Origin of the sequence: Nocardia yamanashiensis, assembly GCF_021183565.1 — a bacterium.
Taxonomy (GTDB): domain Bacteria; phylum Actinomycetota; class Actinomycetes; order Mycobacteriales; family Mycobacteriaceae; genus Nocardia; species Nocardia yamanashiensis.
Map to the genome: position 1 here is coordinate 1660912 of NZ_CP089226.1, position 14394 is coordinate 1675305.

Below are 14394 nucleotides of genomic sequence, written 5' to 3' on the forward strand. Positions count from 1 at the left end.
AACAAGGAGTCCGACATGCGGATTCTCATCTCCGGCGCCAGCATCGCCGGCCCCGTCCTGGCCTACTGGCTCACCCGCCGCGGCTACACCGTCACCGTCGTCGAGAAGGCCGCCACCCTGCGCAAGACCGGCGGCCACGCCGTCGACCTGTTTCGCCCATCCATGCGCATCTCCGAAATGATGGGCGTGCTCCCGCGAATCATGGAGCGCGCCACCGGAACCGACCGCCTCACCGTGCGCACCCGAGGACGTACGGTCACCCTCGACCAGGGCAAACTCTTCCAAGCCGCCACCGACCGGCACGTGGAGATCATGCGGGACGATCTCAGTGAAATCTATTACGACGCAACCCGAAACGACGTCGAATACCTCTTCGGTGACTCCATCGCATCGATAGCTCCGGAAGGTCGTGTCACCTTCGAACACTCCGCCCCAAGGGAATTCGACCTGATCGTCGGCGCCGACGGCCTCCGCTCGAACGTCCGCCGCCTGGTCTTCGGCGAAGTCCCCGAACACTTCCTCGGCGGCTACCTCGCCGTGGCATCCGTCCCGCGCGACCTGGCCGGTCCGGGCGTCTTGGACTTCCACCTCGAAGTCGGCCGCGCCGCCGGCATCTACACCGCCGACTGCCTCACCGACGCCCGCGTCATCTTCCTCTTCCGCCAAGACCGCATCGACTACGACCACCACGACACCACCGCCCAAAAACGCCTGGTAACCAGCACCTTCACCGGCCTGTCCCCGCGAGTCGACCAATGGCTCGCCGAACTCCCCGACACCCCCGCCTTCTACTTCGACTCCATCACCCAACTCCGCCTCGATCACTGGTCCCGCGACCGCGTCACCCTCGTCGGCGACGCCGCCTACTGCCCCGGCCCCGCGGTCGGCGGCAGCACCAGCCTCGCCATCGTCGGCGCTTACACCCTCGCGGGCGAACTGGCCAAGGCCGCAGGCGATCTCACCACCGCCCTGCCCGCCTACGAACAAGTCATGACCGATCCGGTCCGCGCCAGCCGCGCCTTCGCCACCCGAGCCGCCAAAACCCTCGTCCCCACCTCGGAACTGGGCATACGAACCCTCATCGGCGCAGCCCGCATAGTCACCGCCCTCCCCACCGGCCTGAGCCGCACCATCGCCAAACTCGGCACCCGCGGCCTACGCGTACACGACACCCTCCCCGTCAACGACTACCCCCTACCCCCGATCCCCACCCCTTCCTGATCACCCCCGGCGCTTCCGAAGCGAGCTCGGCACCGAACCCCGGTGCCGAGCAAGCCGTTTCGCCCGTCGCCTCAGATCCCACCGGTCGCGAGCAGCCCACCGTCCACCCGCACCGTGGTCCCCGTGATCCACGAAGACTCCGCCGAAGCAAGGAACCCGATAAGCCCCGCCACATCCTCCGGAGCCCCCAGCCGCTTCATCGGATAAACCCCCGCCGCAGCCTCCTCATCCGCCGAATACAACGCATCCGCGAACTTGGTCTTCACAACCCCCGGCGCCACCGCATTAACCCGAATCTTCGGCCCCAACTGCCAAGCCAACTCCTCGGTCAACCGAATCAACGCCGCCTTAGAAGCGCCATAGGCCCCGATGACTCCCGTGGACCGCAACCCAGCCACACTGGCCACATTCACCACGGCCCCACCATGCTCACCCATCCAAGCCTTATACGCCTCCTGCACATACCCCAGCGCCGCAACCACATTCACATCGAAGATCTTCCGCACCGCATCCAGATCCGCCTCCATCAGCGACCCGTACACCGGATTGATCCCCGTGTTATTGATCAGCACGTCAATCGACCCGAACTGCTGAACAACAGCCGCAACCTGCTCCGCCCGAGACCCCGCATCCCCGGCATTCCCCGCCACCGCAACAACCTTCCCGGCAAACCCCAGCCCCCGCAGCTCCTCTGCGGCAGCCTCGAGCGGCTCAGGCTTCCGAGCCGAAATCACCACATTCGCCCCCCGCCGCAGCAACTCACCCGCCACCGCAAGCCCGATACCCCGGCTAGCTCCGGTAACCAGCGCACTCTTACCGATCAGATCATCGCTCATGTGAGGGCACGTTACGTCAGACGGCCGGTCCATGCGATCCCGCCCCAGCTGTGGCTCGTACGGTCGTATCAGCCCGCTACTCCGGCCACAGTGAAGATCGATCTGGACGCTCTCGGATACGGATGAAATGCGGTCACATCACCCATCAAGGGGACTGCGGATATCGCCCGTCGTTCGGCGGGCGGGCATGCCGGTGAACTGCCGGCTGTTGGGTGGCGTGTCCGGTGTGGTGTTGGGTGGCGTGTTAGGTGGCGTGCTTAAGCACGCCACCCCAGCGCTTTGAAATTTGCTGATCAGAAAACTGTTTTGTGGCGGTCGGGCGTCAAAGGTCTTACCGTCCGGAAGGAACAATGGCACACGCGGCGGGCGGCGATCCCGCCCGAGCGCTTCCTGATGTGTCAGAGGCGCTGCTGGGCGATGATGCCGCCACAACCTCTTCGGGCGCGGTGGCACCGCCAGTGTCCGGGGACCGGTTGGCCCTGGCGTTTAATCGGATTTGGTCGAGAGATTCACAGGACCGAGTCCGGGGTGCTCCGGAACCCGTTGCAGCGGTGTGTAAGTCAGCTACGTTGGCGATCCCGCATTCGTCAGCGGGCTCGCAGCCCATGAGATGCTGAGATCTCGGAACCACCTCTGATGTGGTTCGCCTGGTTCGGTCGCAAGCCTTGGTTTCTGGTTCTCCAACCGGTGCATGTAGGCGACCGCCTCCCCGACCGTCCGTAGTGCAGCGAATTGCTGGTCTGGGATCTCGAGGTGATACCTGCGCTCGAGCTGTACTGCGATCTCGACGAGAGACAGGGAGTCGATGTCGAGGTCCTGGCTGAAGGACTTCTCGATCGTCACCTCCCCGGGGTCGATACCGATCACTTCTTCGATGACCGCGGCAATCCCGGTGATGATCGATTCTTGTGAGGTAGTCATGAAAGCTCCATCCCGAGGCGAGCCCGAAAGGCCCGGTATGGGGACCGAAGCCCGTTTCGCGTTGCTCTGGAGCTACAAGCTATCCATGACCCAGTGATCACTTGGTGGCGTCGGTGTACGAATCTGGAGTCACCGATTTGTGGTGGATCTCCAAATCCCGGCCGGGTAAACCCCTACCGTAGGGGCAGCCAGTGGGCCAAGAGCGTTCTCGGCAAGCCGCAATCGCCCGCCGGGGTCGGCCTCGTCGGTGCGAGACCGGTTGCAGCCCAGCTGTGCGGCGAGTAGGCGCGGTTACGCGGCGTTGGCGACGTTTCCGGATCCCGAAAATCCAGCGAGTTCGCTACCGATTTGCTCTCGAACGTTACTTCAGTCCCTTCGGGTGGGTCATCTTGCATCAGGTTCGAGATAGTCAGTGCTCGAATACTTCTCCGAACGTGTCGGCGGTGAGTATGCGGGCTGTCCACTGCTGAAGTTGGTCGATGGATGCGTTGTGGACTCGGTCTGCGATCAGGCTGGGGACGGGGCCGAATCGTATTCCTACGAGGTCCGGATCATGATGCTCTCGGTTCCTCTCACGCCGCCCACTCCCAGGAGTCGATGCGCCAGATCGAGTGCTCGCTGACCACTCCGACGCGCACCTCGTGCGGAGCCTGTCCAGTGGCCGGGTGGAAGAGTGCGGTGGCGGTCAGGGATTGGTCCCGGCTGTTCTGAAGATCGAACTCGATACCGCAGTAGTCGAGGACAGGTGCGGCGCCGCGGTACCAAATGCCTTGCCGTAGCTGGTTTATCGCCTGTTGCGGGAAATGGTCGAATTCGGTGCGCCACCTGTGTGAGAGGGTGTGGCGGATGAGAGAGCTGCTGCCGGTGTCGATCCCGCGGAGCAGGCGGCCGACTTGGGAATGCACCTGGGCGTGCTCGTCTCGGTGGTTGTCCTCGGATCGCTGTTCGTTCCGCTGGGTGAGTAGACGCAGGACGTGGAGCAGATCGCCGGAGAATTCCGTATCCCAGTGGTGGTAGGCGATTTCGGTGGTGGCGGCGAGCCCGGTGATCGGGAAGCCGGCGATCAGTGCGCCCGGCCTGGTTTCGTGCTCGCCGATCACCACGTGTGCCCGGCCCGGTGGCGCCAGTGGAAAGACTGGATCGATCACCACACCGTCGCTGAATTCGTATCTCGGCAGAAATGAGCGCAAATCGATTCGGCGGCTTTCGAATTGGCTGGTACGTTCCAGCCAGCGTGCCGATGCGCCGAGTTCCTCGAGTGGGTAGAGCACCCAGTTGTGCAACCCCTCGAATCCGTTGCAGTGCGACATGAAATTCTTGTAGAGGGTGTCGAAGTGAATGCCGAGCCGCAGCTCGGCGGCGTCGATCTGATTCGAGGACGCCGGGCGTCCCGGTGTCGCTCCCGTTGCCACAATCCGAGTCATGATGTCGCGGAATGCCACAAACTCCGACGGTATCAGCGCCAACCGCGACCTGCCTCGGGGAGACGGGGCACGGTATCGAATCGAACGAGCCGCGAACACGCGTTGACCGGGAATTTTGATCGGTATCGGCGGGCATCGCGTTTTTCGCGGGTGCTGGGCGTGTTGCGCGGGGATCTATTCGCCGCCGGCGGGACCGATGAGTGTCGGCCAGGTCCAGGATGGGTCGGGCGTGTCAGCGGGCAGACTGTCGAGCAGGTCGATGGCGGTTCGGGAGACCGGCCCGGTGAGCATGCCGACGGTGGCGTCGACGATATTGGCGATGAACAAGGCGCTGCGGGCCGGGTCGGCTGCTGCGGCGGGGTCGAAACCGGCGAGGGCGCGGACCGCGAGGGTCATGCTCAGTGACAACCGGGTGCGTACGACCGGAAGCGGCAAGTGATCGAGCTGGTCGGCCAGTGCCGTGAGCACCGCGCGCACGCTGCTGGTGACGGCCGGGTCGGCGATGGCGAGGGCTTGCACCCACGGGGGCGTGGAGGCCGCGTTCAGGAAGCGGGGATAGTGGCCGCCGGCCACGGTGGCGGTTTCGGCCAGTGGACGGATCAGCGCATCGACGAGTTCGCCGAGGCCGAGGCTGCGGGTGTCGTGCCCGAGGTCGGTGAGCAGTGCCCAGCGGCGCTGGTTCACCTGGCCGGTGTACTGCTCGAAGATCGCCTGGACCAGGCGTTCCTTGGTGCCGAAATGGTATTGCGCGGCCACTTTGTTGCGTTGCCCGGCCGCGGCGGACAGTTCGCGCAGCGAGACCGCGTCGATGCCGCGTTCGGCGAACATACGCATCGCCGTCGCGGCCAGGAGCTGCCGGGTGGAGGGGCTGTCGGACACCTCGACATCGTAGTGAGCTGTTCGGTATGCCCGCGAAGGCGTGGGGATCGCGGTGTCAATGGCTTGCCCCGCCGTGCGGATCGGCGTTTGACAGTAACGATTCTTAAGGCGTACGCCTTAACGAGTCTTCGATTTCGCCGACGTTGAGGAGATTTTCGGCATGAGATCCATTCGAACTCGCAGGACCACGATCGCGGCTATACGCGGCTTGGCCGGCGTCGTCGCGGTTGCCGCGCTGGCCGCTTTCGCGCCCACCGCTGCCGGGGACGAACCCGACGCCGACACCCCGTCGCATCGGGAGAGCACGGTCCGCGCGGGCTACGACTACGCGTTCCCGCTGTATTTCCTGTCGAAACTGCGGTGGGAGGCCTTGGAAACGACCGGCGGGCGCACCAGCACCACGCTCAACCATTTCGCGCACTCCCGCTCGGTGGCCGGACCCGAGGACAAATGGGCCAACGCACCCCTGGTCGACGGGCTGTATTCGACGGCGTGGATCGATCTGGCACAGGGGCCGGTCTACCTCGACACCCCCGACACCGGAAGCCGCTACTACGTCCTGACATTGATCGACTTCTATTCGAACACCTTCTCCTACACCGGAACACGGACCACCGGTAACCGGGCCCAGCATCAACTGCTGGTCGGACCAAATTGGAATGGTCAAGCCCCGGCCGGGATTTCGGTCATCCGCGCCACCACCAACGACGTCTACGTCAACCTGCGCGTGCAGACCAGCGGGCCCGCCGACCAGGCCGCCGCCAATGCCGTGCAGGACGGGTTCACCATCACCCCCGCCCCCGGTGCCACGGCCGGTGCGGCGGTGGCCCGGGTTCAGCCCGGCACCGGGCCGGAGAACTACCTCGCCGTGGTGAACCAGATGCTTACCGTGAATCCGCCACCGGCCCAAGACGATTCGCTGATCAAGCAGTACCGCAAAGCCGGGATCTGCGGCGAGAAGTGCGATTTCGGCAAACTCCCGAAACCGACGCGGCAGACCTGGGAACAGGTGTACCCCAGCCTGGGCCAATACATGGCGCAGTACGCCGCCGCGACCGCCCAGGCCAAGGGTTGGCTCGACTACAGCCCGCCCGGATCGCTGCTGGGCACCACCGAACAGCGCGATTACGCCCGCCGCGCCCTGTCGATCGGCAGCGGCACCGGCATGCTCGGCCTGCGCCGCGAAGAAGCCAACTACTGGATCACCTTCACCGACGGCATCGGCCGATACATGACAGGCGACAAGTCCTACACCTTGCGCCTGCCGCAGGGCGGCATCCCCGCGCAGGCATTCTGGTCGATCACGCTCTACGAGGTCAGCCAAGCCGGACAGTTCCTGACTCCCAACCCGATAAGCCGCTACGCCATCTCCGGTGATACCCCGGGCCTGGCAACGAATCCCGACGGCAGCGTCGACCTCGCGATCCAGTCGCAGGAACCCCAGGACGCTACAAGGAACGCCAATTGGCTGCCCGCTCCCGCGAATGGCAAGGCGTTCATACTGTTCGCCCGCGCCTATATCCCCGCGGCTTCAGTGATCGCCGGTGACTTCAAGATGCCGCAGGTCACATCGGCGGTTAGCTGACCAGCGGTTCGGTACTGCGCCAAATCGCTGATCGCCGGCGCCGATGGTCAGCGTCAACACAACTGTCAGTGGCCGGTGCGGCCGCCCATCGCCCTTCGGCACCGTGCCGGAAGGGAAATCAGGCGGCCGCGGCCTTCTCCGTCGGCCGGCGCCATTCTGGCGTGGTATGCCCTGATACCACGCCAGTGCGATGACGGGCGCGACCCGCGTCGGTCACACTCGCGAGATGAGCATCTCTGTGGTCGTCGCCGACGACCAGCCACTGATCCGTGCGGGAATCGTCATGTTGCTCACCGCCGAACCGGACATTGTTGTGGTCGGGGAGGCTTCCGACGGGCGCGATGCTGTCGAGCTCGCTGCCGCGCGGCGTCCCGATGTGGTGCTGATGGATATCCAGATGCCCGGCACCGATGGTATCGCCGCTACTCGTGCACTGACCGCCGATGACGCATCCCGCGAGGCCGATCACTTGACGAAGGTGTTGGTCCTGACCACTTTCGACGACGATGACGCGGTCTATGGCGCCCTGCGCAGTGGGGCCAGTGGCTTCCTGCTCAAGCATGCGGCGCCCGGCGATCTGGTCGTCGCGGTGCGCAAGGTCGCCGCTGGTGAGGCGTGGATAGACCCCGCTGTGGCTCGCAAGGTCATTGCCGCGCTCGGTGGCGGCAACGCGTCGGGGCGGCGATCGCCCGAACTGATCGAGCGGCTCACCCCGCGTGAACGTGAGGTTCTGGTGCTCATGGCGCTCGGCCTGTCCAACGCCGAGATCCGGGATCGCCTGGTCGTGAGTGAGGCGACCGTCAAAACGCATGTGGCGCGGATCGTCATGAAGACCGGGTCGCGGGATCGGACCCAGGCGGTCGTGCTGGCGTATCAGAGTGGCCTCGTCGTCCCCGGCCGTTGAGGAGGCTCGTTTCCACGTACGCGGGTGCCCGCGCGAGCGCACAATCTCTGGTGGAGATGCTTGGCCCCGACGTGGAACGTGAGGAACAAATGACGTCTGCTTCCACCGGTGTATTCGCCGCGCTGCAGGTGCCGGAGAACCGGAATCGCCTCGCTACAGGCACTTTGGTCGCACCGGATGTGGTGGTGTTCCCCGCGATCGCACGCGCGGCCTTCGAACAGGTGCACACCGGCCACGTGCTGGTGGTTCCCGCGGCCACCGGTGCCGCCGAACGTGTTGAGGTCGAACGGATCTCGGCGTACGGACCGGAAGATGCCGAGGAACTGTGCGCGGTGGTCCGGCTGGCCGCGCCCGCCGCGGTGGCACCGGATCAGCCGGTGACCGCCGCCGAGCTGCGCGAGGCGGTGCTGTCCAACAACGGTGACCTCGGCCAGGCGATGCGGCAGTTGAACTGCCTCCCGGTCGTCGAACCTGCCGAACAGACCGATCCGTCCGACTGCGATGACCCCGACTCCGCACCGGCCGCGCTCGTGCAGGTCCACCACGATCCGGAGCGGTTCGCGTTCTCGCTCTGCAACTTTCTGCGCTTCTGCTGACCGAAGTCCTGGCGCGCGAGTCGAGGAGCAATGGGTGCCGGGGTGAGACCGTCGCGGCGCGATGCGGTGGTCGCCGGTGTCGCGGCGATCCTGGATGTCGTCGTCTTCTCCGATCTGCTCTTGCCGTTGCCGCCCGGCTTGCACACCGGCGCGTGGCTGGTCGTGCTGTGGGCCGCCGTCGGTTGCGGTGTGCTGCTGTGGCGGCGGACGGCGCCGCTGACCGTCGTCATCGTGCTGTGCGCGCATGCCGTCGTTGCCGCGCCGCTGCTGTCGTACCGGCCGGTTCTGCTGGTGTGTGTGGCGCTGGAAGCCGTTGCCGCGCTGCGCTCACGGCGCGATGTCCTGCTCGGGTTGTCGGTGTGCACGGTGGCGGTCGCGGCATGGGTGGACGCCGAGATGCGCACGAGTCCGCTGGTGGTGAGCCATGCGAAAGCGGCAGGAGTCGGCGCGGTCTACTTCGGGCTGCTGCTCGCCGCGATCGGGCTGGGCCTGTGGCAGCGCAGCGGGGTGCGCAGGCATCGCGAGGTGGCCCGGCGCGGTGTGGAGGAAGCCCGCCTGGCGGTGCTGGCCGAGCGCCGCAGAATGGCGCGGGAGCTGCACGACATCGTCGGGTCGACCGTGACGGTGATGATGCTGCAGGCCGCGGGCGCGCGCCGGATCATGGCGACCGACCCGGTGCGCGCGGACGGCGCGCTGGCGGCGGTGGACGAGCTGGGGGTGCAGGCGATGGGGGAGCTGCACCGGCTGCTCGGCATCCTGCGGGCCGCCGAACCATCGAATGACGAACTGCAGCACGAGATTACGGATCTGCCCGGCTTGGCCGACGCGGGCCAGCTCTTCGACTCGTTGCGTGCCGCGGGATTACGGCTCGGCGTCACCGAGGACGGGCGCCGCGAAAGACTCGACCCCAGTGTCGATCTCACCTGCTTCCGCATATTGCAGGAAGCGCTGACGAATGTGGCCAAGCACGCGGGCGCGGGCGCACGCGCCGAGGTTCGGCTGAGGTGGGAGAAGCACACGGTCACGATCACCGTCGACGACGACGGCGGCGGGGCCGGTAACGCCGCCGGGAGGGTCGGCGGGAACGGGTTGATCGGGCTGTCGGAGCGAGTTTCGATCGCCGGCGGACAGTTCGAGGCGGGCCGCCGTGCCGGTGGCGGATTCCAGGTCTCGGCGACCTTGCCGTGCGGGCGCGCACGCGGCTGAGCGGCGACTCGGCGTACCGCGAGAAGTGGACGCCCCCATCGGCCTCCGGCGGCACGGCGTAATACCTGCGCAGACTGACGATTCGGGCTTCTTTTCTCGGCATTCTCGATTCGTGCCGATGAAGGGAGGTGATGTCGTGAAGAAGATCAAGGTGCGCAAGCCGGGAACGGTTCGCCTGACCGCTCCGCCGTATTGCTACTGCAACTGCTGCTGTGCGGCCGACGAAGCACAGTAGTCCACCCATTCTGGTTATCGCTAAGACGCAAGGCCGGAGACATCGGGTCTCTGGCCTTGTCCACCCCTTTCTCAGGACCGATCATGACTCTTCGCGCCGGCGAACACCGTATTCACTTCCACCCGTTGACTTTATTGCCCGAGGGCGCGGACGTGGTCGTCGGCCGGACCGATATCGATTCCTACGCGGTATTTCCCGCCGACGGCGCCGCGCTGCTCGCGGAATTGCGATCCGGACGCGGACCGGTGGACGCCGCGGAGTGGTATTTCCGGACCTACGGGGAATCGGTGGACATCGACGAATTCCTCGACACACTGCGGGAATTGGACTTTCTGGCCGACGCGGACGCCGCCGATGACGACCGCGAGCCGGTCCGTTGGCAGCGGCTCGGGCTCGCGTTGTTCTCGACGCCCGCCTGGTTCTGCTACGCCGTGCTGATCGCCGTCGGCATCGCCGCGGTGTGCGCCGACCCACGGCTGCTGCCGCACCGGCACCACGTGTTCTTCTCGCACTACCTGCTGGTCGTCGAAGCGGTACTGTTCTTCGGCCAGTTGCCGCTGACATTGCTGCACGAGTCGTTCCACGTCCTGGCGGGCCGGCGGCTCGGCCTGCGTTCCCACGTCAAGATCGGGCGCAGGCTGTATTTCCTGGTCTTCGAAACCGTCATCGACGGACTCGTCGTCGTCCCCAAACGCCGTCGCTATCTGCCGATGCTGGCCGGCATGCTCGCCGATGTACTCGCCATGGCGGCACTGACGACGGTCGCGTGGCTGACCACGACGCCCGACGGAGCGTTCACGCTCGTCGGCAGAATCTGTCTCGCCCTGGTGTTCACGTCGGTGCTGCGCCTGGTCTGGCAGTTCTATTTCTTCCTGCGCACCGATATCTACTACCTGGTCACCAGTGTGCTCGGCTGCGTGGATCTGCACACGGTCAGTGGCCAATTGCTGCGCAATGCCGTTCACCGGTGGATGGGCCGCACCGATCGGCTCGTCGACGAAAGCCAGTGGCACCCACGCGATCGGCAAGTCGCTCGATGGTACGCACCGCTGCACGCCATCGGCTATACCGCGATGCTGACCATATTCACGCTGGTGATGATTCCGCTGGGCTGGCGGTTCCTCTCCGGTGCGTTCCACACCATTTTCTCCGGCACCGCGAACGTCGCCTCTTTCGTCGATGCCAGTGTCCTGCTCACTCTCAATCTCGGCCAGCTGGCGACGGCGCTGGTCATGTTCGTCAAGGAACGGAAGCAAAACCGATGACAACACACGCCCCGACCGACACACGCGTTCTCGCGGTCGTCGATGCCGACCACCGCCTGCGCGGTCCGTACAGCGCGACAGGCAGCCTGCTCCGCGCCATCGCCCCGGACCTGCTCGACCATCATCCCGACCTGATTCAGCGGCACGACGTCGAATTGATCGCGGCCGCACCGGAATTGGCCGACCTGATCCGATGCCGCCGAGCGACCCTGATGGCCACCGCGGCACCCGAGGAACGCACCCGCTACTACCCGGCGGCCTATACCCAGCGTCTGGCCAACGGTATCGTCGACCTGCTCTCGGAGTACTGCCGCAGGCGAGCGGGCGGACCGTGGCAGGTAGTGATCCACAATGCGGCGCTGGCCGACCCGACCGATGAAGAGTTGCTGGCGATCCTCGTCCGCCGGGCCGATCCGTCCGTGCTGCAGGTCGTGATCCACCCTGGAGGCGACGTGGCCGAACACCTGGCGACGTCCGCGACGATGTCCGCTGTACAGCACAACCAGTGTGCGGCGGAACTGATTGCGCGCAAAGAATTCTCACTCCACCTGGGCGCGATCCCGTTCCACCTCGAACGCGGCTCCGATCCCGGCGGCGCGGGCGCGGAGGCCAACGAACGCGCCTTACAGCACTGCGTGATGCAGGGCTACTACGACGCCACCATCCGGTTCGGGCAGCGGGTGCTCGAACTCCTGGACTGGGAACGCGATCCGCAGCGATGCTGGCTGGCCACCGTGAAGATGTGCACCGCGCTGGCGGCACTGAATCGGCCGGCGGAGGCCGAGGAACTCTACGACGAAGCCTGCCGGCGCAGCACACTGCCGAGCGTCCACCTGCACGCCGCCTACGGCCGCGCGATGCTCTACACCCGCTTCTACGCCGGTAACCGTGACCATGCGCGCGCGAAGGCCTGGATCAACACCGCCATCGCCATCGCCTCGCTCGGCAGTGAAAAACAGCGCCGCGCTTACAATCTCACCTTCCAGGAGAACGGCCGCGCACTGATCGAAATGCATCTGGGTAATCTCGCGGAGTCCCTGCGGCTGGTCGAGAACGGGCTCGCCAGGCTCGACGCCGAGGTCGATCCTGGCCGGTTCGATCCGCACCGATCGGTGCTCAGCTACAACCGCGCCCAATTGCTGGCCCGGATCGGTTCGCCGCAGCAGGCCCTCGACGCGTACGCCACCGTTATCGCCATGGACCCCAACCACTCCGAGTACTACGGCGAACGCGCGGGGCTCTACCGCAAGCTCGGGCAGATCGACAGCTCGCTCGCCGACTACGCGCACGCCATCGCGCTGAGCCCGCCATACCCGCAGGTGCACTTCAATCGTGGCGATCTGCTGATGGAGCTGGCGGACTACGCCGGTGCGATAGCCGATTTCGAGCGCGCGCTCGAGCTGGACGACACCCTGGTGGACGCCTACGTGAACCGCGCCGCCTGCCACCTCGAACTCGGTGATCTCGATGCCGCGTCCCGCGATGTCGAGTCCGGCCTCGCCCTCGATCCGGACCAGGCCGAATTGCATTGTGTGCGAGGAATGATCGAGCAGCAGCACGGCCGGAGCGCGGCGGCCCGGCATGCGTTCGACCGGGCAAGACGGTTGGATCCCACACTGGTCGCCGCGTGGGCCAACGCCGGCGTCCTGGCCTTCGACGACGGCGACACCACCGAATCGATCGCCTGTTTCGACCGTGCGCTGGCGATCGACGACGATCCGGTGGTGCGGGCCAATCGCGGTATCGCACACGCGAGTCGCGGCGATCACGCGCAAGCCGTCGCCGATTTCGGCGCCGCCCTGGCGGCCGGCGATCCGGACAGCGCGCCCGAACTGCTGTATCGCCGCGGCCTCATCGAGCTGCGGTCCGGCGACCCGCAGGCCGGTCTGCGTGACCTGCGGGCCAGTGCGGCGGCCACGGATGACGAGTTCGCGCAGCGGGCCCGTGCGGAACTCGCGCGCATCGCCACTGCCGCGGCGCCGTCCGACTGAGACTCAGGAAGCCGCCGCCGCGAAGCCGTTGCGCAGGTCGGCGAGAATGTCCTCGATCCCTTCGATGCCGACCGCGAGGCGGACCAGGCCGGGGGTGACGCCGGCGGCGAGCTGCTGCTCGGGGGTGAGCTGGGAGTGGGTGGTGGAGGCGGGGTGGATGACCAGCGAGCGCACGTCGCCGATATTGGCGACATGGCTGTGCAGGGTCAGGGCATCGACGAAACGCTTGCCCGCGTCCACGCCGCCCGCCAGCTCGAATCCGACGATCGCGCCGACACCCTTGGGCGCCAGCTGCTTTCCGCGTTCGTGCCACGGCGAGGTGGGCAGTCCCGCGTAGAAGACCGTGGAGACTTCCGGTCGCCCGATCAGGAATTCGGCCACCGCCTGCGCGTTCTGCACATGGCGTTCGATGCGCAGGCTCAAGGTTTCCAGGCCCTGGCTGATGAGGAAGGCATTGAACGGGGAGATGGCCGCGCCGAGATCGCGCAGCAGTTGCACGCGGGCCTTGAGCGCGTAGGCGGGCGCGCCGAGGTCGGCGTAGACGACGCCGTGGTAGCTGGGGTCGGGTTCGGTGAAGCCGGGGAATCGTCCACCGCGCCAATCGAAGGTGCCGCCGTCGACGATCACACCCGCGATGGCCGCGCCGTGACCGCCCAGGTATTTGGTCGCCGAATGCACGACGATGTCGGCGCCGTGGGCCAGCGGCTGGATCAAATACGGTGTCGCGACGGTGTTGTCGACGATCAGCGGAATCCCCGACCCGTGCGCGACCTCGGCGATTCCGGGGATGTCGAGGATGTGGTTCTGGGGATTGGACACGGTTTCGCCATAGAACGCCTTGGTATTCGGGCGGATGGCGGCGCGCCACTGCTCGAGGTCGTCGGGGTCGTCGACGAAGCTCACCTCGATACCCAGTCGGGGCAGGGTGTACCGGAACAGGTTGTAGGTGCCGCCGTACAGCCGCGGGCTGGACACGATGTGATCGCCCGCCCCGGCGATATTGAGAATCGCGAAGGTCTCCGCGGCCTGCCCCGAGGCCAGCAGCAGCGCCGCCACGCCATTTTCCAGGGCGGCGATGCGCTGCTCGACCGCGTCCTGGGTGGGGTTCATGATGCGGGTGTAGATATTGCCCGGCTCGGCGAGACCGAAAAGCGCCGCGGCATGGGCGGTGTCGCGGAAGGCGTAGGAGGTGGTCTGGTAGATCGGCAGCGCGCGAGCGTTGGTGGTGCCGTCGGGGCTCTGCCCGACATGGATTTGCTTGGTCTCGAAACTCCAAGTGGCGGTGGGGTCTTCGGGCAGAGCTGCTTCGGTCATCGGGGCCTCCGGATGGT

At 66.1% G+C, this 14394-nt stretch carries 12 protein-coding genes; 7 read left to right on the plus strand and 5 right to left on the minus strand.

All coding sequences use genetic code 11. From position 1 onward, the window contains the following. The first annotated feature begins 15 nt into the window (after positions 1 to 15). On the plus strand, positions 16 to 1221 hold the full coding sequence (locus tag LTV02_RS07970; protein WP_233039366.1) for an FAD-dependent monooxygenase: 1206 nt from the start codon (positions 16 to 18) through the stop codon (positions 1219 to 1221). Between the two features lie 71 nt (positions 1222 to 1292). Here the strand turns inward: LTV02_RS07970 and LTV02_RS07975 are convergent, their stop codons facing one another. From LTV02_RS07975 to LTV02_RS07990, 4 genes are all read right to left on the minus strand, one after another. Continuing rightward, positions 1293 to 2057, minus strand: a complete 765-nt coding sequence (locus LTV02_RS07975) for an SDR family oxidoreductase (RefSeq protein ID WP_233039367.1) — start codon at positions 2055 to 2057, stop codon at positions 1293 to 1295. 564 nt (positions 2058 to 2621) lie between these two features. Continuing rightward, a complete protein-coding gene (locus tag LTV02_RS07980; protein WP_233039368.1) occupies positions 2622 to 2978 on the minus strand; it encodes an acyl carrier protein in 357 nt (118 codons plus the stop codon). A 572-nt stretch (positions 2979 to 3550) separates the two neighbouring features. Further along, the gene (locus tag LTV02_RS07985) at positions 3551 to 4402 is read right to left on the minus strand and encodes an SMI1/KNR4 family protein (protein ID WP_233039369.1); all 852 of its coding nucleotides are present in this window, start codon (positions 4400 to 4402) and stop codon (positions 3551 to 3553) included. A 174-nt stretch (positions 4403 to 4576) separates the two neighbouring features. Continuing rightward, a complete protein-coding gene (locus tag LTV02_RS07990; protein WP_233039370.1) occupies positions 4577 to 5281 on the minus strand; it encodes a TetR/AcrR family transcriptional regulator in 705 nt (234 codons plus the stop codon). A 160-nt stretch (positions 5282 to 5441) separates the two neighbouring features. On the opposite strand from LTV02_RS07990, the gene LTV02_RS07995 reads away from it, so the two are divergent. The 6 genes from LTV02_RS07995 to LTV02_RS08020 all read left to right on the plus strand — a co-directional run bounded on the left by LTV02_RS07995 (position 5442) and on the right by LTV02_RS08020 (position 13063). Beyond that, complete coding sequence (locus tag LTV02_RS07995; protein ID WP_233039371.1) at positions 5442 to 6866, plus strand: DUF1254 domain-containing protein; 1425 nt, start codon at positions 5442 to 5444, stop codon at positions 6864 to 6866. 226 nt (positions 6867 to 7092) lie between these two features. Further along, positions 7093 to 7770 carry a response regulator gene (locus tag LTV02_RS08000; protein WP_233039372.1) on the plus strand — a complete coding sequence of 226 codons (678 nt, stop codon included), beginning with the start codon at positions 7093 to 7095 and terminating at the stop codon, positions 7768 to 7770. An 89-nt stretch (positions 7771 to 7859) separates the two neighbouring features. Next, positions 7860 to 8366, plus strand: coding sequence for a hypothetical protein (locus LTV02_RS08005; RefSeq protein ID WP_233039373.1), 507 nt, complete (start codon positions 7860 to 7862; stop codon positions 8364 to 8366). A gap of 30 nt (positions 8367 to 8396) precedes the next feature. Further along, a complete protein-coding gene (locus tag LTV02_RS08010; protein WP_233039374.1) occupies positions 8397 to 9572 on the plus strand; it encodes a sensor histidine kinase in 1176 nt (391 codons plus the stop codon). Positions 9573 to 9890: 318 nt separating this feature from the next. After that, complete coding sequence (locus LTV02_RS08015; protein ID WP_233039375.1) at positions 9891 to 11072, plus strand: hypothetical protein; 1182 nt, start codon at positions 9891 to 9893, stop codon at positions 11070 to 11072. Next, positions 11069 to 13063, plus strand: coding sequence for a tetratricopeptide repeat protein (locus tag LTV02_RS08020; protein ID WP_233039376.1), 1995 nt, complete (start codon positions 11069 to 11071; stop codon positions 13061 to 13063). The genes LTV02_RS08015 and LTV02_RS08020 overlap by 4 nt, the downstream gene beginning before the upstream one ends. 3 nt (positions 13064 to 13066) lie before the next feature. On the opposite strand, the gene LTV02_RS08025 is transcribed toward LTV02_RS08020, so the two are convergent. Next, entirely contained in the window at positions 13067 to 14377 is a 1311-nt protein-coding gene (locus LTV02_RS08025; RefSeq protein ID WP_233039377.1) for a bifunctional o-acetylhomoserine/o-acetylserine sulfhydrylase, read from the minus strand. Positions 14378 to 14394 lie beyond the last annotated feature (17 nt).

Excerpts from the sequence above, each read along its gene's own strand:
- LTV02_RS07970 (WP_233039366.1), top strand. The coding sequence starts at position 16 with ATGCGGATTCTCATCTCCGGCGCCAGCATCGCCGGCCCCGTCCTGGCC.
- LTV02_RS07975 (WP_233039367.1), bottom strand. The coding sequence starts at position 2,057 with ATGAGCGATGATCTGATCGGTAAGAGTGCGCTGGTTACCGGAGCTAGC.
- LTV02_RS07980 (WP_233039368.1), bottom strand. The coding sequence starts at position 2,978 with ATGACTACCTCACAAGAATCGATCATCACCGGGATTGCCGCGGTCATC.
- LTV02_RS07985 (WP_233039369.1), bottom strand. The coding sequence starts at position 4,402 with ATGACTCGGATTGTGGCAACGGGAGCGACACCGGGACGCCCGGCGTCC.
- LTV02_RS07995 (WP_233039371.1), top strand. The coding sequence starts at position 5,442 with ATGAGATCCATTCGAACTCGCAGGACCACGATCGCGGCTATACGCGGC.
- LTV02_RS08000 (WP_233039372.1), top strand. The coding sequence starts at position 7,093 with ATGAGCATCTCTGTGGTCGTCGCCGACGACCAGCCACTGATCCGTGCG.
- LTV02_RS08005 (WP_233039373.1), top strand. The coding sequence starts at position 7,860 with ATGACGTCTGCTTCCACCGGTGTATTCGCCGCGCTGCAGGTGCCGGAG.
- LTV02_RS08010 (WP_233039374.1), top strand. The coding sequence starts at position 8,397 with ATGGGTGCCGGGGTGAGACCGTCGCGGCGCGATGCGGTGGTCGCCGGT.
- LTV02_RS08015 (WP_233039375.1), top strand. The coding sequence starts at position 9,891 with ATGACTCTTCGCGCCGGCGAACACCGTATTCACTTCCACCCGTTGACT.
- LTV02_RS08020 (WP_233039376.1), top strand. The coding sequence starts at position 11,069 with ATGACAACACACGCCCCGACCGACACACGCGTTCTCGCGGTCGTCGAT.
- LTV02_RS08025 (WP_233039377.1), bottom strand. The coding sequence starts at position 14,377 with ATGACCGAAGCAGCTCTGCCCGAAGACCCCACCGCCACTTGGAGTTTC.